The organism is Methylobacterium sp. J-088, from assembly GCF_022829295.1.
In the GTDB taxonomy this organism is placed as follows: domain Bacteria; phylum Pseudomonadota; class Alphaproteobacteria; order Rhizobiales; family Beijerinckiaceae; genus Methylobacterium.
Genome location: NZ_JAKSYH010000280.1, coordinates 1 through 19,492, shown reverse-complemented (window position 1 = coordinate 19,492; position 19,492 = coordinate 1). Strand labels below are relative to the sequence as shown.

23 protein-coding genes are annotated in these 19,492 nt (G+C 68.0%); 6 read left to right on the top strand and 17 right to left on the bottom strand.

Annotation, left to right across the window (positions count from 1 at the left end; translation table 11 throughout):
- Window positions 1-33 precede the first annotated feature (33 nt).
- Window positions 34-366, bottom strand: a complete 333-nt coding sequence (gene yajC, locus MKK63_RS31200) for a preprotein translocase subunit YajC (protein ID WP_244008333.1) — start codon at window positions 364-366, stop codon at window positions 34-36.
- Window positions 367-498: 132 nt separating this feature from the next.
- Entirely contained in the window at window positions 499-1,380 is an 882-nt protein-coding gene (locus MKK63_RS31195; protein WP_244008332.1) for an alpha/beta fold hydrolase, read from the bottom strand.
- Between the two features lie 122 nt (window positions 1,381-1,502).
- Between MKK63_RS31195 and MKK63_RS31190 the strand changes: the two genes are divergently transcribed.
- Window positions 1,503-1,910, top strand: a complete 408-nt coding sequence (locus MKK63_RS31190) for a YidB family protein (protein WP_244008331.1) — start codon at window positions 1,503-1,505, stop codon at window positions 1,908-1,910.
- A 1-nt stretch (window position 1,911) separates the two neighbouring features.
- Here the strand turns inward: MKK63_RS31190 and MKK63_RS31185 are convergent, their stop codons facing one another.
- Window positions 1,912-2,172 (bottom strand): hypothetical protein, encoded by a 261-nt coding sequence (locus tag MKK63_RS31185; RefSeq protein ID WP_244008330.1) that lies wholly within the window; start codon window positions 2,170-2,172, stop codon window positions 1,912-1,914.
- A gap of 152 nt (window positions 2,173-2,324) precedes the next feature.
- On the opposite strand from MKK63_RS31185, the gene MKK63_RS31180 reads away from it, so the two are divergent.
- On the top strand, window positions 2,325-2,678 hold the full coding sequence (locus MKK63_RS31180) for a YidB family protein (RefSeq protein ID WP_267423054.1): 354 nt from the start codon (window positions 2,325-2,327) through the stop codon (window positions 2,676-2,678).
- A 63-nt stretch (window positions 2,679-2,741) separates the two neighbouring features.
- Here the strand turns inward: MKK63_RS31180 and MKK63_RS31175 are convergent, their stop codons facing one another.
- Complete coding sequence (locus MKK63_RS31175) at window positions 2,742-4,238, bottom strand: peptidoglycan DD-metalloendopeptidase family protein (protein ID WP_244008328.1); 1,497 nt, start codon at window positions 4,236-4,238, stop codon at window positions 2,742-2,744.
- A 190-nt stretch (window positions 4,239-4,428) separates the two neighbouring features.
- Here MKK63_RS31175 and MKK63_RS31170 point away from each other — a divergent pair, with 190 nt between their 5' ends.
- Window positions 4,429-4,974 (top strand): GNAT family N-acetyltransferase, encoded by a 546-nt coding sequence (locus tag MKK63_RS31170; RefSeq protein WP_244008327.1) that lies wholly within the window; start codon window positions 4,429-4,431, stop codon window positions 4,972-4,974.
- A 129-nt stretch (window positions 4,975-5,103) separates the two neighbouring features.
- On the opposite strand, the gene MKK63_RS31165 is transcribed toward MKK63_RS31170, so the two are convergent.
- The 6 genes from MKK63_RS31165 to MKK63_RS31140 form a co-directional block, all read right to left on the bottom strand.
- Window positions 5,104-5,415 (bottom strand): hypothetical protein, encoded by a 312-nt coding sequence (locus MKK63_RS31165; protein WP_244008326.1) that lies wholly within the window; start codon window positions 5,413-5,415, stop codon window positions 5,104-5,106.
- 277 nt (window positions 5,416-5,692) lie between these two features.
- Entirely contained in the window at window positions 5,693-6,970 is a 1,278-nt protein-coding gene (locus MKK63_RS31160; RefSeq protein ID WP_244008325.1) for a porin, read from the bottom strand.
- A gap of 223 nt (window positions 6,971-7,193) precedes the next feature.
- On the bottom strand, window positions 7,194-8,042 hold the full coding sequence (locus MKK63_RS31155) for a 23S rRNA (adenine(2030)-N(6))-methyltransferase RlmJ (protein WP_244008324.1): 849 nt from the start codon (window positions 8,040-8,042) through the stop codon (window positions 7,194-7,196).
- A 58-nt stretch (window positions 8,043-8,100) separates the two neighbouring features.
- Window positions 8,101-8,763, bottom strand: coding sequence for a ribonuclease T2 (locus MKK63_RS31150; protein WP_244008323.1), 663 nt, complete (start codon window positions 8,761-8,763; stop codon window positions 8,101-8,103).
- A gap of 2 nt (window positions 8,764-8,765) precedes the next feature.
- The gene (locus MKK63_RS31145) at window positions 8,766-9,227 is read right to left on the bottom strand and encodes a hypothetical protein (protein WP_244008322.1); all 462 of its coding nucleotides are present in this window, start codon (window positions 9,225-9,227) and stop codon (window positions 8,766-8,768) included.
- Window positions 9,228-9,396: 169 nt separating this feature from the next.
- Window positions 9,397-10,386, bottom strand: coding sequence for an extensin family protein (locus MKK63_RS31140; RefSeq protein ID WP_409564582.1), 990 nt, complete (start codon window positions 10,384-10,386; stop codon window positions 9,397-9,399).
- Window positions 10,387-10,495: 109 nt separating this feature from the next.
- Here MKK63_RS31140 and MKK63_RS31135 point away from each other — a divergent pair, with 109 nt between their 5' ends.
- A complete protein-coding gene (locus MKK63_RS31135) occupies window positions 10,496-11,725 on the top strand; it encodes an amidase (protein WP_244008320.1) in 1,230 nt (409 codons plus the stop codon).
- 141 nt (window positions 11,726-11,866) lie between these two features.
- Here the strand turns inward: MKK63_RS31135 and MKK63_RS31130 are convergent, their stop codons facing one another.
- Window positions 11,867-13,012 carry an AI-2E family transporter gene (locus tag MKK63_RS31130; RefSeq protein ID WP_244008319.1) on the bottom strand — a complete coding sequence of 382 codons (1,146 nt, stop codon included), beginning with the start codon at window positions 13,010-13,012 and terminating at the stop codon, window positions 11,867-11,869.
- A gap of 204 nt (window positions 13,013-13,216) precedes the next feature.
- On the opposite strand from MKK63_RS31130, the gene MKK63_RS31125 reads away from it, so the two are divergent.
- Window positions 13,217-13,366, top strand: a complete 150-nt coding sequence (locus MKK63_RS31125) for a hypothetical protein (RefSeq protein WP_244008318.1) — start codon at window positions 13,217-13,219, stop codon at window positions 13,364-13,366.
- A gap of 6 nt (window positions 13,367-13,372) precedes the next feature.
- On the opposite strand, the gene MKK63_RS31120 is transcribed toward MKK63_RS31125, so the two are convergent.
- Window positions 13,373-13,840: a molybdenum cofactor biosynthesis protein MoaE gene (locus MKK63_RS31120; RefSeq protein WP_244008317.1), complete on the bottom strand. Its 468-nt coding sequence runs from the start codon at window positions 13,838-13,840 to the stop codon at window positions 13,373-13,375.
- 143 nt (window positions 13,841-13,983) lie between these two features.
- Here MKK63_RS31120 and MKK63_RS31115 point away from each other — a divergent pair, with 143 nt between their 5' ends.
- Window positions 13,984-15,003, top strand: a complete 1,020-nt coding sequence (locus MKK63_RS31115) for a gamma carbonic anhydrase family protein (protein ID WP_244008316.1) — start codon at window positions 13,984-13,986, stop codon at window positions 15,001-15,003.
- A 132-nt stretch (window positions 15,004-15,135) separates the two neighbouring features.
- On the opposite strand, the gene MKK63_RS31110 is transcribed toward MKK63_RS31115, so the two are convergent.
- The 5 genes from MKK63_RS31110 to MKK63_RS31090 form a co-directional block, all read right to left on the bottom strand.
- On the bottom strand, window positions 15,136-15,864 hold the full coding sequence (locus MKK63_RS31110; protein WP_244008360.1) for an amino acid ABC transporter ATP-binding protein: 729 nt from the start codon (window positions 15,862-15,864) through the stop codon (window positions 15,136-15,138).
- A 151-nt stretch (window positions 15,865-16,015) separates the two neighbouring features.
- Window positions 16,016-16,708, bottom strand: a complete 693-nt coding sequence (locus tag MKK63_RS31105) for an amino acid ABC transporter permease (protein ID WP_243920397.1) — start codon at window positions 16,706-16,708, stop codon at window positions 16,016-16,018.
- Between the two features lie 51 nt (window positions 16,709-16,759).
- On the bottom strand, window positions 16,760-17,482 hold the full coding sequence (locus MKK63_RS31100) for an amino acid ABC transporter permease (protein WP_244008315.1): 723 nt from the start codon (window positions 17,480-17,482) through the stop codon (window positions 16,760-16,762).
- 79 nt (window positions 17,483-17,561) lie between these two features.
- Entirely contained in the window at window positions 17,562-18,485 is a 924-nt protein-coding gene (locus tag MKK63_RS31095; protein ID WP_244008314.1) for an amino acid ABC transporter substrate-binding protein, read from the bottom strand.
- 397 nt (window positions 18,486-18,882) lie between these two features.
- A partial coding sequence (locus tag MKK63_RS31090; RefSeq protein ID WP_244008313.1) for a branched-chain amino acid ABC transporter substrate-binding protein occupies window positions 18,883-19,492 on the bottom strand: 610 nt, incomplete at its 5' end.

The following is a 19,492-nucleotide window of genomic DNA, read 5'->3' as shown; positions in this document are numbered from 1 at the left end:
CGGCGCGTTACGCCGGCCGTTTCAATCGGGAAATCAGGCAGCCTTCACGGTACCCTTGGCGCGGACTTCGGAGATCATCGAACGGACGACCCGCACGCGGACGTTCGGGGCGATCTCCACCTCGATCTCGGGCTGGTCGTCCGACGCCTTGGTCACGCGTCCGATTAGACCGCCATTGGTCACGACCGTGTCGTCCCGGCGCACGGCCTTCAGCAGGGTCTGGTGGTCCTTGACCCGCTTCTGCTGCGGTCGCAGAATCAGGAAGTACATGATCACGAAGATCAGGACGAACGGGATCACCTGAAAGGCGATCTCCGCTCCGCCAGCGGCCGTAGTGGCCCCTTGCGCGAAGGCGGGGGTGATCAACGAGCGTCTCCTGCAAATGGCGATCGGGCCTGCCGCCGGTTTTCGGCGCTGACAGACCTATCGAAAAGCGCGCGGACTATAGCCAGGGGCTTCCCGAAAGCAACGTCGAAGCGACGGACCCCTGTGAGGCCGTCAGAGAAGAGCGCGCACTGCCGCCACGAAGGCGTCCGGCGCCTCCTGCGGAAAATTGTGGCCGACCCCCGCGACGATCTCACGCCGATAGGGGCCGATGAAGTGACGCGCATCGATGTCGGTCGCGGACGGCGGCCCGACGCCATCATCGGCGCCAAGCAGCGCGATCGACGGCACCGCGATCTCCGGCTGCGCCGCAAGCTGCGCGTCGATCGCGACCAATCCCGGATCACCTGGCACGAGGCCGAAGCGGTGGCGGTAGGAATGGACCACCACGTCCACGAAATCGGGATTGTCGAAGGACCGGGCGGTCTGCGCGAAGGTCTCGGCGTCAAAGGCCCAGCTTGGCGACCAGAGCTGCCAGAGCAGGCGGCAGAACGCTTCGCGGTTAGCCGCCAGCCCGGCGCGGCCGCGCTCGCCGTGGAGGTAATACTGATACCAGAGCCGATGCTCGGCCTCCGGCGCGACGGGCCGCCCGGCGGCCGGGATGTTCTGGATGTTGTAGCCGACGCCGCAACTCACCAAGCCCTTCGCCCGGTCCGGCCAGAGGGCCGAGACCACGCAGGCCGCCCGGCCGCCCCAATCGTAGCCGGCGAGCACGGCGTGGTCGATGCGGAGGGCGTCGAGGAAGGCGAGGAGATCCGCTCCGAGCGCAGCCTGTTCGCCCGAACGCGGCGTAGCGAGATCGAGAAATCGCGTCGGGCCGTAGCCGCGCAGGTACGGGATCAGGCAGCGCACTCCGGCAGCGGCGAGTTGCTCGGCGGCGACGTCGTAGGCGTGGACGTCGTACGGGAAGCCATGGAGCAGAACGGCAGCCGGTCCGTCCGGCGGTCCGGCTTCCCGATAGGCGACCTCCAGCACGCCGGCGCGCACACTTTTCATGACGAATCTCGCTGCTTCGCGCCGCGCAGCTTACGTGATCCGCCGTGGATTCGCTGCATGCGCTTGCCGGCAGCGTTTTGCGCCCGACCTTTCGACACGCAACGCAAGCGTGACGGGGGACGATGATGGGCCTGCTGGATGGTGCGAAGAACCTGATCGGCGATGTCGTGGCCGCAATGGACCGCGCCCTGGAGGATACCGGCAGCGGCAAGCTGACCTTGGCGCTGGCGAAATTCTATCCCGGCGGCCTCGTGGCCTTCCTCGATCGCCTGCGCGAGACCGGCCACGGCGGGGCAGTGGACTCCTGGCTGTCGGCGGGGGCGCTGCCCGAGGAACGGCAGGCCGTTCCGACCTCCGCCGTCGCGGCCTGCCTGCCCGACGCGGTCACCACGCGTCTGGCCTACGACCTCAGCATCCCCGAGGGGCGGGTGGCCACCGCCCTCGCGGAGTTCCTGCCGGCCGCGGTGGCGGCGCAGAGCGAGAACGGCGCGCTGAAGCCGCAGCCGAATTTCAGCACGCAGATCCGCTGAGCTACGGGACGGCGCATCGCATCAGGGGCGGGGCGGTCGCGCAGCTCAGGTAGCAGCTCTGCTTCTGGAAGCAGAACCAGGACAGCTCGCCGCTCTTGAGGCAGGCGCCCCCGCAATGCCGGTAGGTGCCGTAAAGCGGGCGGACGAACACCGCGTCCGCTAGGGCGCGGTCCTGCGTTGCCGGCCCGGCGGTCTCGGCCGGCAACGCCAAAGCCGCACTTGCCCAGAGCGCGAGCAGCAGGGATGGGGCGAGAAATCTCATGACCGGGCGACCAGGGAGCGGGAACCGGGTCGGCATTCCGGGCCAAGCTGGCGACGCTGTCGACTAAATTGCGGTTCACCCGGGGCCGGCCTCCCCCGGTCGGCAAAGTGCCCTAGACTGAGACTGGACTGATTGATCGACGGGGGACCCGTATGAGCTTGCTCGACTCACTTGGCGGCGCGTTTGGCGGCTCGCTGGGCCAGATGGCGCTGAAGGCCTTGCCCGGCATCATCCAGCAGGTACTGCCTGGCGGCCTCAACACGCTGCTCGATCAGTTGCGCCGATCCGGCTACGAGAGCCAGGTGAATTCCTGGCTCGGCCGCGGCCCGAACGAGCCGATCACCGCGGACGATCTGCACAAGGTCCTGGACAACGAGCAGGTTCGCCAGATGGCGCAGAAGCTCGGCATCCCGATGGATCAGCTTTTCCCGGCCCTGGCCGAGGCATTGCCGCAGGCCGTGGATCACCACAGCCCCGACGGAACCTTGCAGGAACCGAAGGCCTGAGCCTCCGGAAACGAAAACGGCGGTCCCTCGGGACCGCCGCTCGCTTTGATCGGAACGGACCGCTCAGTTGCTGGCGAGCTGGGACATCGGGTCGACCGGCGCGCCGCCCTTGCGGATCTCGAAGTGCAGCTGCGGCGAGGTTACGTTGCCCGATGCGCCGGACTTGGCGATCACCTGGCCGCGCTTGACCTTCTCGCCCGGCTTCACGTCAAGCTCGCCGTTATGGGCGTAGGCCGAGACGTAGCCGTTGGCGTGACGCACCAGCACCAGCTTTCCGTAGCCCTTCACGTCCGAGCCGGCATAGGCGACGGTGCCCTCCTCGGCGGCCTTGACGGGCGTCCCCTCCGGCACCGCGATGTTGATGCCCTCGTTGCCGGAGGTACCGTAGCCCGAGATCACCCGGCCCTTGGCGGGCCAGCGGAAGCTCTCGGAGGCGTCGGCGACCGAGCCGGTGGCGGCAGGCTCGGGCTTCGCCGGAGCGACGGGCGCGGCAGCCTTCGGCGCCTCCTTGGCGGCAACCTTCTCGACCTTCTCGGCGGCGGCGGCCTTCTGCGCCGCCTCCTTGGCGGCCTTGGCCTCGGCGAGCTTCTGGGTCGCCTCGGCCTTCGCGGCGGCCTTGGCTTCGGCCTTGGCCTCCATTGCCTTCGCTTCGGCCTTGGCCTTCGCCTCGGCCTTCGGGTCCGGCTTCTTCTCGTCGGCCTTGGCGAGCTGCCCCGGTCGGACATGACGCGGCTTGTCGTCCGCCTTCGCATCCATCTTCGCGGCTTCCTTCACGGTCTCCTTGCGGGACTTGGTGTCGGCAACCTTGCGGGCAGCAGCATCGCGCGCCAGCGCTTCCTTGCGCTCTGTCTCCTTGTCGGCGACCCGCTTGGCCGCTTCCTTGGCGGCCTCCTTGGCCTCCTCGCGCTTGGCCTCGTCACGCTTGGCCTCTTCGCGCTTCGCCTCTCGAGCGGCATCCTCGCGCTTGGCGGCCAGCTTGCCCTCGACCTGCTTGGAATCCTCGCGCTTCTCCTCCGCCGCCCGGGCCGGGCGGGCGGTCATCGGAGCGGCGGCCGGGTTCATGCCCGAGGCGTTGTAGACCGGAATCACGATCTGCCGCCCGGGGGTGATCTGGTTGGCACTGGTCAGGCCGTTGGCCGACAGGATCGCCGAGGCGGGAACGCCGTAGCGGGTCGACATCTGGTTCAGGCTGTCGTTCTGCGACACGGTGATCTGGGTGCCGCCCTGGGCGTTCCAGCCGACCTGCCCGGTCGACGCGACGCGGGTCGCGGGCGCCGACGCATGGGGCTGGATTGGGGCCGCAACGCTGGCGGTGCGCGATGCTCCGGGGGCGCTTAGCGCCTCCGACTGGATCCGGCCGGTGCGGACCGGAGGCACGGACTTGAGGCCGCCGTCCGGCAGGCTGCCGGTGGCGGCCGGCTCCGAATCGAATGGATTCGAGAACGGGTTGCTCAGGCGCGACGCGTCCGAGGAACAAGCGGCTGCCGCCCCACCGATGATACCGATGAGGGCGACCCGCGACAGCGTCCGCAACATCCGACCCTTACCGCGCACCCGCATCGACGCACCCGTTTGCCTGACGCAACTTGATGCCCCAATGAAGACGGATTCAGGTTAAGCAACCGTTCCCGTTCCGCACGACTGTGCCCCCCTCACCGAGGGCGGCGCTGTATTCGCGACCCATTTCAGGATGATCGCGGGGGGCCTGACCGTGCCTTTTCTGCACCGTCCGGCACCCCATCTCGGAGAGATGTTTACCATCCGCGCCGCCCGCGCCACCCTCAGCGACCTGCCCGGGATCGACACCGCGCGCCTGTCGATCGTGGCGCTGCAGCCTGAGGATGCCGACGCCGTGCGCCGGCTCACGGACGACCCGGCGATCACCGCCGCGGTGGATTTTCTGCCGACACCCTTCACGCTGCAGGACGCCCAGGATCTGATCCTGAGCGGGCGGCGGGGACAGGACCGCTTCCTGGGCGCCTGGATCCGCGGGACAGGCCCGGCAACGGGGACCGTCGGGGGTGACCTTGTCGGCGTCGTCGGCACGCATCTGCGCGGCGCCGGCGTGATCGAGATCGGCTACTGGATCGGCGGCGCCGCGCGCGGACGCGGCTTCGCGTTCGAGGCGGTTTCGGCGATCATCGACCTTCTCGTGAGACGCTTCCCGAGCCGCACCATCGTGGCGGAATGCCGCCCCGCCAACGTCGCGTCCTGGGGGCTTCTGGCGAAACTCGGGTTCCGAGACACGGGTGAGGAGGGCCACCGGCCCGGCCGGCGGTTGCTCCGGCGGACTTAGAGCGCTCTGCAGCGAAGGGGACATTGGTCCGGCGGAGAAGTGCGTCACATCGCGAATTGAGAGCCGTATGCGATCTAGCTTTGCTCTCGCATCCGGTCATGAGACCGGGCGCCTTGATGTGCGGGCCGCTCAAGCCGCAGCAGCGGCCTCGGGGACGGCCGATTCGACGGCCTGGCGCTGCTTCTTCTTCCGCCGCTTGCCGATCGTCATGGGCGGCTCGTCGGACGGTATCCGCTCGGCCAGGGCGAACTGGTGGAGCGCGTCCACGGCCTGATTGTCCTGGGACCGCGCCTCGATCAGCGCGTAGAACGCCGCGCGCACGATATCCTTCTTCGAAGCCTCGGGATGCTTTTCGCGGACGGCCGCGCGCAGCGCCTTCGGCGTCATGCCCGGCACCGCCAAGCTCCAAAGGGTGGCGGACAAAGCCTCCATCACGAACATCTCCAAGTTTCCCGATCTGGCCGCAGCCCGATAGCGAGGAGAAGTACATGACATTGGCATGGACATTCAAGTGATCATCCACACATCGTTTCTCTTACTAAGCACAAAAGCGTAATAACGGACTACTTACATCAAACTATGTATGCTGATACGGATTAAATATTTTGCATATTGGTATTTACACGCAGAGGCCTAAAAGAAATCGAAATAAAAAAAGCCCCCGTCTCGTGAACGGGGGCTTCTAGCGGCCGCCGAAGCGGCCGGTCTGAGTTGCGGATCAGAAGGTGATGCCGGTCTCGACCATGTAGCGGTCTTGGGAGGTGCGGTTGCCGGTCCGGCCGAAGCCGGTGCCCAGGCTCCCCTCCGCGAGGTTGCCGCGGGTGATGTTGCCGAGTTCGACATGCGCGTACTCGACCCGGAAGAAGTACCGGTCGAACGTGAAGGTTGGCGTCACGGTTACCGAGAAGGCGTTGCTGCCGGCGCCGAAGCCCAGGAGGTTCGGGGTCGATCCACCCCGCACGCCGGTCTGCTCCGTGTACTCGACGCGGCCCGCCAGAGAGAAGTTGTCGGTGAACGAGTAGGCCGCCAGCAGGGCGCCGCCGTAGGTCGACGCGGAGGCGTTGATGCCCACGCGCGGATCGCGTTCGACGTTGGTGAACTGGAAGTACGGCGAGATGATCCACGGACCATTCGCGTAGGTGTAGTTGATGTCGAAGATGCCGCTGTTCTGCTGGAAGCCCGGCGTCGCGAACTGGTAGCGCGCGCTCCGGGCGAAGGAATTCGTCCGGCCGAGGTTGAGGCCCCCGTTCACGCCGATCGTGTTGTAGTCGTCGAGCTTGTAGGCGACGTTTCCGGTGAACCACGTGATCTCGTTGGAGAAGAACCCGTCCGTGCCGGCCAGCGACACCGACAGCGGGCCGCTGCTGTAGTTCACCTGAACGCCCTGGTTGATGAAGTTCTCCTGCACGAACAGGAGGCCGCGGTTGATGTTCAGGTTCTGGTAGGTGAACAGCAGTTCGCTACCGATTAGGGTGAACAGCCGGCCGCCCTGGATCGACCACTCGTCGTTGATCTGGATCTTGCCGAAGGCGACTGGGACCGGGCCGAACAGCAGGTCGGTCTGCGTGAAGGTGCCGAGGGTCGGGAAGCCGAGCTGCGGGATCGAGTAGCCGCCGGCCTGGATGTAGAACTGGAACGCGCCCTCGGGCTTCTGGATGACGCCCTGGATGTTCGAGAAGTCGAACCGCGCGGAGCGATCCCGATCATCGGGCGCCGCCGGCGTCGCGAACGACTTGAACGAATTGGTCTGCGTGTAGCCGTAACCCGTCACAGCGCCACCGACATAGAGGTCGCCCAGCGGGCCTGCGGCGAAGCAGGTCGGGTTCGGGTTCGCCTTGATCACGCCGCCGTAGGTCGGGCCGAGAAGCGTCGCCTTGCACGGCTCGGCCGGGGGCGCCACGGGCACGGGGGCCGGCGCAGCAAGATCGGCCGCCAGGAGGCTGGTCGAAGACAGCAGGACAGCGGCAAGGCCGGACAGGGTGGATCGGGTCAGCATGATGTCGCCGCTCGTTATGGTTCGTCTACGGTCAAGCTGACATCGACCAGCAAATGACACAAAATCAAACAAACGGCAGTTGCTTATTTTTTGAGCATTTTAGCATCACGGCTGACCGATGCTGCTCAAATGTGTCTTTGACGCAACTAAAACGGGATCGGCGGGTCGCTTAGCCTGCGGGTCCGGATCAGCACGTCATGAAAGTTGCGCGAATTCTGCGGGTTCAGCTCTGCGCGCCTATCGAATCACAGCGAAACCCTCCGAAGTCCTGTCGAGCCAGACGTTCGGCAAGGGCCGGCAGGAACAGCAGCGCCTCTTCGGCGAGACGCCAGGGCGGGTTGACGACGATCAAGCCGCTGCCGGTGAGTCGGGTCGAATCGTCCGGCCGGTCGATCAGCAGGTCGAGGCGGAGCGCCGGGCGGGGCAGGGCGGCATCGAGCTCCCCGACCATACGGTCGAGCGCCGCGGTATCCTTGATCGGGTACCACGCCAGGAACACGCCGGTCGGCCACTTCGCCACCGCCCGGGCGAGGTGGGCACCGAGCCGCTCGATCTCGCCGGGCACCTCGTAGGGCGGGTCAATCAGCACGAGGCCGCGCCGCTCGGGAGGCGGGATCTGGGATTTGACCGCGGTCCAGCCGTCGAGGCTCATCACCTTCGTGCGCGGATCGCGCTCGTAGCGCGCCCGCAGGGTCGCGGCATCGGCCGGATGCAGTTCGACGAACACACCCTTGTCGCCGGGCCTCAGGGCCTCGCGGATCACGGCGGGCGAGCCGGGATAGGCGGTTGTGCCGTGGCGCGCCTGCACTGCCGCCACCGCCGCCCTGTAGGGCGCGAGCAGCGCCTCGACGGCGGGCGGAAAGGGCTCTTCCATGCGGCCCCAGCCGTCCCGCCACTCGCCGGTGCGGGACGCCTCGTCGGCCGTGAGGTCGTAGACGCCGAGCCCCGCGAAGGCGTCGAGCGCCCGGAACGGTTTGTCCTTGAGACGCAGATGTTCGAGCACCCGCGCCAGGACGAGATGCTTGAGCACATCGGCATGGTTGCCGGCGTGGAAGGCGTGCCGATAATTCATGGGGTTGCGGTGAAGCGGATCCGGCGACCCGGGTCCAGCGCCTGCGGTCGAAAAAAAATCAGCGCGCTGCGTCTAGGGAGATCTCAGGCGCGCGGCAATTGCTGCGAGCGACCTCGGGGCAGGGGGTGAACCCCTTCAGGTCCTTGCCGAAGCAGATCCGCACCTCCTGCAGCTGCCCCCGGGTACAGGTGACCGCCATCATGTCGGGGCGCAGGCCGCGATTGGCGGCGACGAACTGGCGGGCGATCTCGATCGGCGCCAGCGTCTGCGACGGGCCGCCGCCCTTGAGGCCATCCGGGATCGTCACGGCCAGCCGGGCGTCCCGGGCGGCGGCGAAGTAAGTCGCCGGATCGAGGCCCGAGCAGGTACCGTGCTTACGCCACTCGTAGCGGGCGAGGCCCTCGCTCGGGTAGACCTGCCCGGCCACCTCGATCGCCTGCCGGGTCGGTGCGCGCACCACGGCGGAACAGTTCTCGGGGTAACCCCGGCTGTATTGCGGCCACAACCCGTGGACCACAAAGCCGAGCCCGCGGCCCGGCGCGCATTGGACGTCGTCCCGGCGCTCGCCCGTGCCCGCGCAGTAGGTCGGGGACCACGATAGGGCCAGCACGTAGAAGTCGAATTCGCCGGGGCTGCCGCGTCGGGCGAAGCCGCCGTAATCCTGAGCGGTGGCCGGCCCGGCGATCAGCAGGCTGGCGAGACAGGCTGCGAGCCCCCGCATGATCAGGGTCGCGCCATCCGGCAGGCGGTGGCGTAGGCGTAGGCGAGTTCACGGTCCAGCCCGTGGACGCAGAACTCGACGCCCCAGGTCGCGCCGATGATGCCGAGGCTCTCGCGTACGGAGTAGTCGACCTTGCGGCGCATGCCGTCGGATGTCGTCACGGTGGCGGTGCAGAATCGGCGCGGATAGGTGTCGAGCCCCCAGGGGCGCCACGCGGTGCGCTCGATCGTGTCGAACGACAGGATCGTCATCGACGAGTTCCAAAACTTCGCCTCCTTCTCGGCGAAGTTTGTCGAGACCCGCTCCAGCACCGAGGGATCCTGACAGGCTGGGATCTGCGCATCGAACGGGAAGACCCGCTCCTCGGCGGGCTCGATATCCTCGCGCGCCGAGCGGGCAAGCGCCGGCTGCGCCAGCGCGACGAGGGCCAGCCCGAGGGCGAGGCCGTGACGGATCGAACGCATGGCGCGAGCCTCGGCGGATGTACGGTCCTGCATCCCAGGACGATGACTCGGCAGGCCCGCCAGTCAAGCTCTGGCCGCGCCTGAAAAGCCCTTTTGACGGCGGGTGCGGCCTCGCCGCTACAGTGATCGCCGGCTACGTCAACGATTCCACGCGCAGCGCGAAGTCGCCTCAGTAGATCGGCCCGGTTCCGGCCGTCGGCGCGCCGAGCTGGAGCGGCTCGTCGTAGGCCCCAGCGGGCTCCTCCGGAGAGGCGGTTGCGACACGCGGGGCGGATCGGACCGGCGGCGCCGACGTGTAGGCCGTCGCCGCCGGCAGGCGTGCCGGAGCGCGAGCGACCTGGGTCGGGCTCGCCGCCTTCGACATCGGCGCGACGCTGTAGGGATCGTCCTCCTCGACATCCACCGGGGCCTGCGGGGCGGCGGGCTGGTGCGGCGGTGGCACCGGGCGCGACAGGGGCCGCTCGACTCCAGTGCCGAGCTGCGGCGTGAACTTGATCAGCGGCTGGCAGATCCGCCTCAGGCCCCGCGGGTCGTGCCGGGCGAGGTCCACATGGATGTGGTCGTAGTGGAACACGTTCGAGCCGGGCGCCAGCACCGTCGAGAAGCGCTGGCAGGCGCCCAGGAAAATCTCGCGCAGGAAGCCCTGCTCGGCCTCCGTGCCGCGCCACCCGCCCTTGACGGTAATCACGTGCCCATCGGCGAGCTTGACCGACATGACGTCGATGGCGTTGCCGAACCCGTGCTCGGAGAGCTTGGCGCCGGGCTGATTGTTGCGGCCCCGGCAGGAATAGGAGCCCGCGTTGATCTCGGCCACCGGCACGCCGAAATAGAGGTTGGCGGCGGGCTGGATCGTGTCGGCGAGCCAAGCCTCGGCCTCAGCGAGCGCCGGGCAGCCGAGGGTCATGCGCTGCTTCATCAGCACGGAGCCGCCGCCGAGCCGCGTCACCCGGAACGGCTGCTGCATGCCGCAGGGGCCCGGACCGTCCATCGCCGCCACCGGCGTGATGAACTCGGTGGGCTCAACCAGCTTCTTGGCCAGGCAGACCTGCTCCGCCTGGTCGCGCCACGGCTCGCGCCGCTCGAAATGATTGATCGAGCACGCGGTGAGCCCTGCGCCGAACAGCGCCAGGGCCGAAATCAGGGATACGCCACGCCACATGACACGGACGATGCGCATGGTCGCGTAAAGCGTTCGTCAACGCCGTTTCCCGAATGCCCGGACCTGTGGCTGAGTTGACAGAGACCCCGTCCGGAGCACTGAATACAAAATGCTCTCGCTCCTCGATCTCCGCGCCCGCATCGCTGCCGGCACCCTGACGCCCACGGGCGCGATCGATCTCTGCCGGGCGGCGATCTCTGCCCGGGAGCCGACGTTGCGCGCCTTCGTCACCCTCGACGCGGCACCCACGATCGCGGAGACGGGGCCGCTCGCAGGGATCGCGGTGGGCGTGAAAGACATCATCGACAGCGCCGGCCTGCCGACCCAGATGGGCTCGCCGATCTACCAAAGCTGGCACCCGCGGGGGGACGCTGCCGTCGTAGCCCGCCTGAAGCGCCTCAGCGCGGTGGCGCTGGCCAAGACCACCACCACGGCCTTCGCCAGCAGCGATCCGACCGAGACGGTCAACCCGCACGATCCCGGCCACACGCCCGGGGGATCATCGGCGGGGTCTGCCGCGGCGGTCGGCGCCGGGATGCTGCCGCTGGCGTTGGGCACACAGACGGCGGGTTCGGTGATCCGGCCCGCGAGCTATTGCGGCTGCGCGGCGGTGAAGCCCTCGTTCCGGTTGATCCCGACGGTTGGGGTGAAGACCTATTCCTGGGCGCTCGATACCGTCGGCCTGTTCGCCGCCGGCGTCGCGGATGTCGCGCACGCCCTGGCGTTGGTGACCGGCCGGCCGCAGATCGAAGGGGCGGAGACAGGATCCGCGCCGCGCATCGGCCTCGTCCGGCAGGATTTCGCCGAGGCGCCGGAGCCGGAGGCCGAGACCGCCCTGGCGCGGGCCCGACTGGCGGCCGAGCGCGCGGGCGCGCAGGTGACCGACCTCATGCTGCCGCCGGAGCTGGCCGAGGCCTGGGAGCGCCATCGGATCATCCAGAACTACGAAGGTCGGCTGGCGCTGGCCTGGGAGTACGACACGCAGGCCGAAGCCCTACCGCCGCTCGTCCGGGCGCATCTCGATTCCGGCGCCGCGATCGCGCCGGCCGCGTACGACGATGCCCGCCGCCATGCCCACCGGGCCCGAAGGGTGCTGAAGGACCTGTTCGCGAATTACGACGCGATCCTGACCTTCTCGGCCCCGGGACCGGCCCCCGCGACGCTCGCAGCGACCGGCGATCCGCGCTTCAACCAGCTCTGGACGCTGATGGGCGTGCCCTGCGTGAACGTACCGGTACCGGGCGACCGGCTTCCGATCGGCGTCCAGGTCATCGGCCGCTTCGGCGACGACGGGCGCGCCCTGGCCGTGGCCCGGATGCTCGAGGACGCCCTGCGCTAGCGCGGCCCAGTCAGGGGTTCCCGAAGGGCGAGCCCTTTGGCGGGGTGTCGGGGCAGGGCCCCGACGATCGGGCTTTGCCCGAGCCCAGCAGAGCTTTGCCCTGCACCCACGAAAAATCTCGACCTTTCGAAACAGGGACCTTCACGTGCTCGGCTGCTCGTGGAGGGTGTCCTCGACGTAGAGCTGCTCCAACAGGACCTTGATCACCGCCATCAGCGGCAGTGCCAGGGCGATGCCCCAGAGGCCGAAGATCACGCCGAGGATCAGCTGCCCGGCGAAGATCGTGGCTGGCGGGATGTCGAGGGCGCGCTTCTGGATGAACGGCGTCAGGCCATAGCTCTCCAGGCACTGCACGGCGAGGTAGACGCCGATCGCGCCGATGACCGCCTTGGTGCCGGAAGCCAGGGCGGCGAGCACGATCACGAGGCCGGCCACCAGTGGGCCGACCGTGGGCACGAAGGCGAGCAGGCCGGCCTGGAGGCCGAGGATCAGCGCACCGCCGATCCCCAGGAAGGCCAGCCCCGCCCAGGTGCACAGAAAAATCACCGCCATGATGATGAGCTGGCCGAACAGCCAGTGCCGCAGGGTCTCGCCCGCCCCGTCGAGAACTTGGCTCGCCCGCCAGCGCTTCTGCGGCGGGACGAAGCGTACGACGCCGTCCCGGTAGGCCTTCGGATCGGCCGCGAAGGCGAGCCCCAGGAAGGCGATCACCAGGAGATTGCCCAGCGCGTCGAACAGCCCGAGGATCACCGCGGCTGCCGGCCCCAGCACGCTGCCGGCATCCGAGACGATCGAGCCGCTGCCCTTCAGGAGGCCGTTGGCGAGGCCGCCGAGTCCGCCCTCCCGCTGGCCGGATTCGGTCGAGCCGTCCTTGCCGCCGCCCTGCGGCGCGAAGGACGGCACATCGATGCCGCGCGCGGAGAGCCAACCGGTCACCGTTCCGGCCTGATCCTTGATCGTGGTGCCCAGGTCGCGCCCCTGCTGCACGATCGTGGCGCCGCCATAGGATCCGAAGGCCAGAACTGCGATCGCGACGGCGAGGCTGGCGATGGTCAGCCGCAGGCCACGGGGCAGGGGCAGGACATGGCCGAGCCCGCGCGTCAGACCGTCGAGGAAGACGCCCAACAGCACGCCGGCGAAAATCAGCAGCAGCGTACCCACCGACATCCAGGCCAGCGCCAGCGCCGCCGCGAAGCAGACGACCGCAATGCCCGAGGCGGCGAGCGGCGCCGCACCGCGCCACGGCCTGACCGGGCCCTCGACGTCCTGAAGCTTCCTGTCCAACATCATCGCTCCCGCAGTGCGGCTCCACGAACGCCGCGGTGCCACCCGGGGTCAAGTGCGCGCGGCGCGGTAAGTGCGATTCACGGACGCGCGTTTCCGCGCGGATGACAGACACCCGTAATCCCCAGACCGGGGACCGAAAGGTCGTTCGCGCGTTGGTTGCGGCCGCCGGACCGATCCCGACGGGGCACAAGCAGGAGACACGCGATGAGCGACCATTACGGCGAGACGCCGATCCGTTCCCTCGGCCCTGGCCACACGGTCGATTCCGCCGATCAGCTCAGCAGTGTTGTCCTGATGGGCATCGCCATCGCTGGGGGCGTCCTGGCCGTGCTGCTCAACGCGCTGATCGTGTAGGCCGGCTCAGCCCCAGCGCCCGGCTGCGGCGTCGTCCTGCGCGGTCGCCTCGACCCAGGCGCCGGTCGTGCCGTCTGCAAGGTGCTCGCGCTTCCAGAACGGCGCCCGGGTCTTGAGATAATCCATCAAAAAGCTCGCCGCTTCGAAGGCGGCGACCCGGTGGCTCGAAACCGCGATCACCAGAACGATTCCATCGCCCGGGCTCACACGTCCGTAGCGGTGGATCATCCGCAGGGCCTGGAGCGGCCAGCGCGACGACGCCTCGGTGGCGACGCGCGACAACTCCGCCTCGGCCATGCCGGGGTAATGTTCGAGTTCCAGCGCCGCCAGGCGGCCGTCCTCGTCCCGGCACAAGCCCGAGAAGGTGACGACGGCGCCGGCTCGACCCCCGAGATCGGCGGTGATGCGGGCGATCTCGGCCGCGGTGTCGAAGGGCTCGGCCTGGATGGCGATGCTCGGGACGGGCGCGCTCATGCTCCGGTCCATAGGCGTCGGCGACGGCTCCTGCCAGCCCCCTGCCTGTCACACCGGTCGATGCCTCTATATGACACGGTCTGCCGCACCCTGCCGGCCCCGGGGAGCTTTGCCCCGGGCCGGCGGTGGAGAAGGATATCCACGTGACCCCCGAGCTCATCCTGCCCTACGACGGCGTCGTGCCGGACTTCGCGAGCCGGCCCGTCTGGTGCGGCCGCGGCAGCACGGTGATCGGCGCGGCCCGCATCGGCGCCCAGTCCTGGATCGGCGACGACGCCGTCATCCGCGCGGACGGGCAGAGCGTCATTCTAGGTGAGCGATTCTGGCTCGGACCGCGCTCCACCGTCCACATCGCCACCCAGGCGCGGGGCACGCAGGTCGGCGACCGCGTGACCGTCGGGCGCAACAGCGTCGTGCATGCCTGTACGGTCGGCTCGGATGTGGTGATCGAGGACGACGTGGTGATCCTAGACGGGGCGGAGATCGGCGACGGCGCCGTGATCGAGGCGGGCTCGACCGTCTTCCCGCGGGCGCAGCTGCCCGGCGGCTTCGCCTATGCGGGCAGCCCGGCACGGCCGAAGCAGCCGGTGAATGCCGAAGACGTCGCCGAGCGCGCCGAACGTCTGCGCGAGCGGATGGGCGAGGGGCCCACGCCGCCCGCCGGGGATCCCCCCGAGGTCGAGGCCAGCGTGTTCGTGGCCCGCACCGCGACCGTGCGCGGGCGGGTGAGCTTGGGCGCGGGATCGAGCGTGCTGTTCTGCTGCGACCTCAACGCAGAAGCCGGGCCGATCGTGATCGGCGCCGACACCAACATTCAGGACAACACCCTCATCCGGACCCGCGGCGAAGGCGTGGTGATCGGGCGCGACACAACGATCGCCCACAACGTACGGATCGCCGATAGCCGGATCGGCGCCCGGGCGCTTATCGGGATCGGCGCGGCGATCGCGCCCGGCACCCTGATCGCCGATGACGTGATGCTGGCGGCCGGCGCCACCACGGATCCCGGCCAGATCCTGGAGGCCGGCTATCTCTGGGGCGGCCGCCCGGCGCGGATTCTCGCACCGCTGGACGCCGAGAAGCGCGCCACGATGATCCGCATCGTCGAGGGCTATTGCCGGCACGGGCGGGAGTACCGCGTGGCGCAGGAAGCGCTGGGTTAGCAACCGTGCTTCCTGAGCCACCCACAACCGCATCCTGAGATGCAAGAGCAGCGTCCCTGGAAGAGACCTACGCTTCGCTCCAGTGGATCAGGATGGTGGAGCGTTCGGGATCCTTCGCGTCACGTGTCTCGATCAGTGCTGCAGGATCTTCGACAGGAAGGTCTGCGCCCGCTCCGAACGGGGGCTGCCGAAGAAGTCCTCCTTCTTGGCGTCCTCGACGATCTCGCCGCGATCCATGAAGATCACCCGGTCGGCGACCTTGCGGGCGAAGCCCATCTCGTGGGTCACGACCATCATGGTCATGCCCTCACGCGCGAGTTCCACCATCACGTCGAGCACCTCGCCGACCATCTCGGGGTCGAGCGCCGAGGTCGGCTCGTCGAACAGCATGACGACCGGGTTCATTGCGAGGGCCCGAGCGATGGCCACGCGCTGCTGCTGGCCGCCCGAGAGCTGGCCCGGGAACTTGGTGGCTTGGGCACCCAGCCCGACCCGGGCGAGCAGGTCGAGCCCGCGCTTCTTGGCGTCCTCGGCGCTGCGGCCGAGCACCTTGCGCTGGGCGATGGTCAGGTTGTCGGTGATCGACAGGTGCGGGAACAGCTCGAAATGCTGGAACACCATGCCGACCCGCGAGCGGAGCTTGGGCAGGTTGGTCGCCTTGTCGACGACCTTGGTGCCCGCCACCGTGACCTGGCCCTTCTGGAAGGGCTCCAGGGCGTTGACGCACTTGATCAGGGTCGACTTGCCCGAACCCGAGGGGCCGCAGACCACCACGACCTCGCCCTTGGCGACCTTGGTCGTGCAATTGGTCAGCACTTGGAAGTCGCCGTACCATTTGCTGATGTTGTCGATGGCGATCATCGTCTCGCCGGGCGCCGCCACGGGGGCACCGTAGATCAGGTGGCCGGGCTGCAGGCCCGCATCCGTCGGCGCGTAGGCCGCCTCGGCGGCGGGTTCGGTGGCGTGCGGGGCCGGCATCGGGGACGAGGTCATCGGCGGTCTCCAGTGTCGGTCAGCGGATGATGGCCACGCGGCGCTGCAGGCGGCGCACCAGGAACGAGGCCGAGAAGCAGATCGCAAAGTAGACGACCGCCGCGAAGATATACATCTCGACGAGGCGGCCGTCGCGCTGGGCCACCTTCGAGGCGGCGCCCATGAAATCCGTGAGCGACAGAACGTAGACCAGCGACGTGTCCTGGAACAGCACGATGGTCTGGGTCAGCAGCAGCGGCAGCATGTTGCGGAAGGCCTGGGGCAGGACGACGTTGCCCATGGTCTGCCAGTAATTCATTCCCAAAGCCTGCGCGGCAGCGGTCTGGCCCTTGGGGATCGACTGGATGCCCGCCCGCATGATCTCCGAGAAATAGGCCGCCTCGAAGGCCATGAAGGTGATCAGCGCCGACGGGAAAGCGCCGACCTGGATCGGGGTCGAGCCCCCGGTCAGGTAGGCGCCGATATACGGCACCAGGAAGTAAAACCAGAAGATCACCAGCACCAGCGGCAGCGAGCGGCACAGCTCGACATAGCCCTTGGCCACTTGGGTGAGCCCCGGCACGCCCGACAGCCGGGCCATGGCCAGCAAGGTGCCGATGATCACGCCACCGACGGCCGCCATGGCGGTGAGCGTCACGGTGAAGACCATGCCCTGCCCGAACAGGTAGGGCAGGGAGGAGACGATGACGGAGAAGTCGAAATTCGAGAGCATCGGCGCCTGTTCGCGGTGGCCGTCGGGCGGGTGGTCGGGGGCGGGCTATCCTCAGCGCTGACCGGGGATGGCGAGCGCCTTTTCCAGGAAGGTCGCCGCCGTGACGACCACGAGGTTGATGATCACGTAGAGGATCGTGGCCGCCGTGAATGCCTCGAACACCTGGAAGGAGAATTCCTGCATCGAGCGGGCCCGGGCGGTGAGCTCCAAGAGACCGATGGTCAGCGCCACCGACGTGTTCTTCAGATTGTTGAGGAATTCCGAGGTCATCGGCGGCAGGATGATCCGGTAGGCGTTGGGCAGCAGCACGTAGCGGTAGGTCTGATAGGTGGTGAAGCCCATGGCGGTGCCGGCCATACGCTGGCCCCGCGGCAGCGCCTGGATGCCGGCCCGGACCTGCTCGGCCACCCGCGAGGCGGTGAAGAAGCCGAGGCACACCACCGCGGTGTAGAACGGCGCGTCGGGCAATTGCTTGATCGCGTCGCCGATCCGGGTCGGCACGACCTCCGGCATCACGAAGTACCAGAGGAACATCTGCACCAGCAGCGGGATGTTGCGGAACAACTCGACATAGGCCGTGCCGATCGCGTTGGCGGGCTTCGATGGCAGGGTGCGCAGCACGCCGATCAGGGAGCCTAGGAAAAACGCGATGATCCACGAGCAGAGCGCGGTCGCGATCGTCCACAGAAGCCCCGACAAGAGCATGTCGAGGTAGGTGCCATTGCCCTCCGGCGAGGCATCGAAGAAGATTCGCCAGTTCCAGTTGTAGTTCATCGCGCCGCTTCTACTGTGAACTTCCAGAGGCGCGCCGCAGGCCCTCGCCCGCGGTGCGCATCGTCGTGCCGACCGGGTCTCAGTAGGCTGCCGGATCAGGGCTGGAGATCGGGGTCGTGAACTGCTTCTTCATCTCCGCGCTCATCGGCAGGTTGAGGTTGATGTTGCGCGGCGGGATCGGCTTCGTGAACCACGTGTCGTAGAGCGCCTTGCCCTCGGGGCTCGTGTAGAGCTTGGCGGTGGCCTCGTCCGCGACCTTCTTGAACTCCGTGTCGTCCTTGCGGAGCATGATGCCGTAGGGCTCAGGCTTCGACAGGGCCTCGGTGGAGATCTCGTAGGCCGACGGGTCCTTGGAGGAAGCGGCGAGCGAGGCGAGCAGCACGTCGTCCATCACGAAGGCAGCGGCGCGGCCGGTCTCGACCATCAGGAACGCCTCGGCGTGGTCCTTGGCCGGCAGGATCGTCAGGCCGAGCTTCCGCTCGGTGTTGGCCTCGTTGATCTGCTTGATGTTCGTGGTGCCCGAGGTCGACACGACGGTCTTGCCCTTCAGGTCCTCGATCGTGTGCAGGTTGGCCGACTTCTTCGAGACGTAGCGGGTGGCGGTCAGGAAGTGCGAATTGGTGAACCACACCTGCTTCTCGCGCTCGGCATTGTTGGTGGTCGAGCCGCACTCCAGGTCGATCGTGCCGTTCGCCATCAGCGGGATGCGGGTGGCGGAGGTGACCGGGTTGAGCTTCACCTCGAGGTTCGGGAGGTTGAGCTTGGTCTTCACGGCGGCGGCGATCTTGTTGCAGATCTCGAGCGCGTAGCCGACCGGCTTCTGGTCGCCGCCGAGATACGAGAACGGCACGGACGCGTCGCGGTAGCCGATGACGATGGCGTTGGAATCCTTGACCTTCTTGAGGGTGCCGGTCAGCTCCTCGGCCCGGAGACTCACGGGGGCGAGGGCGAGGGTCAGACCCAGCGCCGCGGCAACGCCGCGGCGAGCGATATCAGACTGCATCGGTACGGAACTCCTGGATCGGGCCGAACGGTGTCGGCAGGCGGCTGAGCCTACAGGCTCGCCCGCTCGGGCGACGCCTTTGCAATGATGGTGCCGGGAGGAGGATCGAGGCGCCGCGCGCGAACGCGGCTGAATGCGGATAGGGCGCGGCCAAGCTCGTATGCATACGCGCAGACGCGATACCAGCCCCCCTCATGAACTCCTCCGAAGCGCCGAGCCGGCCTGCCGCTCGTGCCGGCGGCATCATGCACACTTCTTAGGCGTACGCACGGGGGCTCGACGGCGTATCCGCCAACAAGACTGACGAATGCACCGCATCTCAAACGACGACGCCGCCCCGCGGACAGGGTGCGGAACGGCGTCGGACTGACTCACGGGATCGGAGAACCGACCGGTCTTACTTGGTCAGCTCATTGCCCGTGTAGTCGATCTTGCCGTCAGCGCCCTTCTTCCACTCGTACATGACGTAGTCGGGCCGCGTGATGTCGCCTTTCTTGTCGTAAGCGATCGGGCCGACGACGGTCTCCACCGCCTTGCCCTGGTGCAGCCAATCGGCGAGCTTCTTGCCGTCGCTGGAGCCGGTCTCGGCCATGGCCTTGGCTAGCACCTGAACGGCTGCATACGAGTAGAGGGTGTAGCCTTCGGGATCGATGTTCTTGGCCTTGAAGGCGGCGAGCGCCGCCTTGGCGTTCGGGTTCTTGCGGGCATCCGGCGGGAACGTGGTCAGCGTGCCCTCGGCGGCCGGGCCGGCGATCGACACCAGCTCGCGGTCGACCATGCCGTCGCCGCCCATCATCGGCGCCTTCAGGCCCTGGTCGCGCATCTGGCGCAGGATCAGGCCGGCCTCGGTGTAATAGCCGCCGTAATAGACGACATCGACATTGGCCGACTTCAGCTTGGACACGAGCGCCGAATAATCCTTCTCGCCCGGGTTGATGCCCTCGTACATCACGTCCTTGCCGCCCTTGGCCTTGAGCGCCTTCAGGGTCTCGTCGGCCAGACCCTTG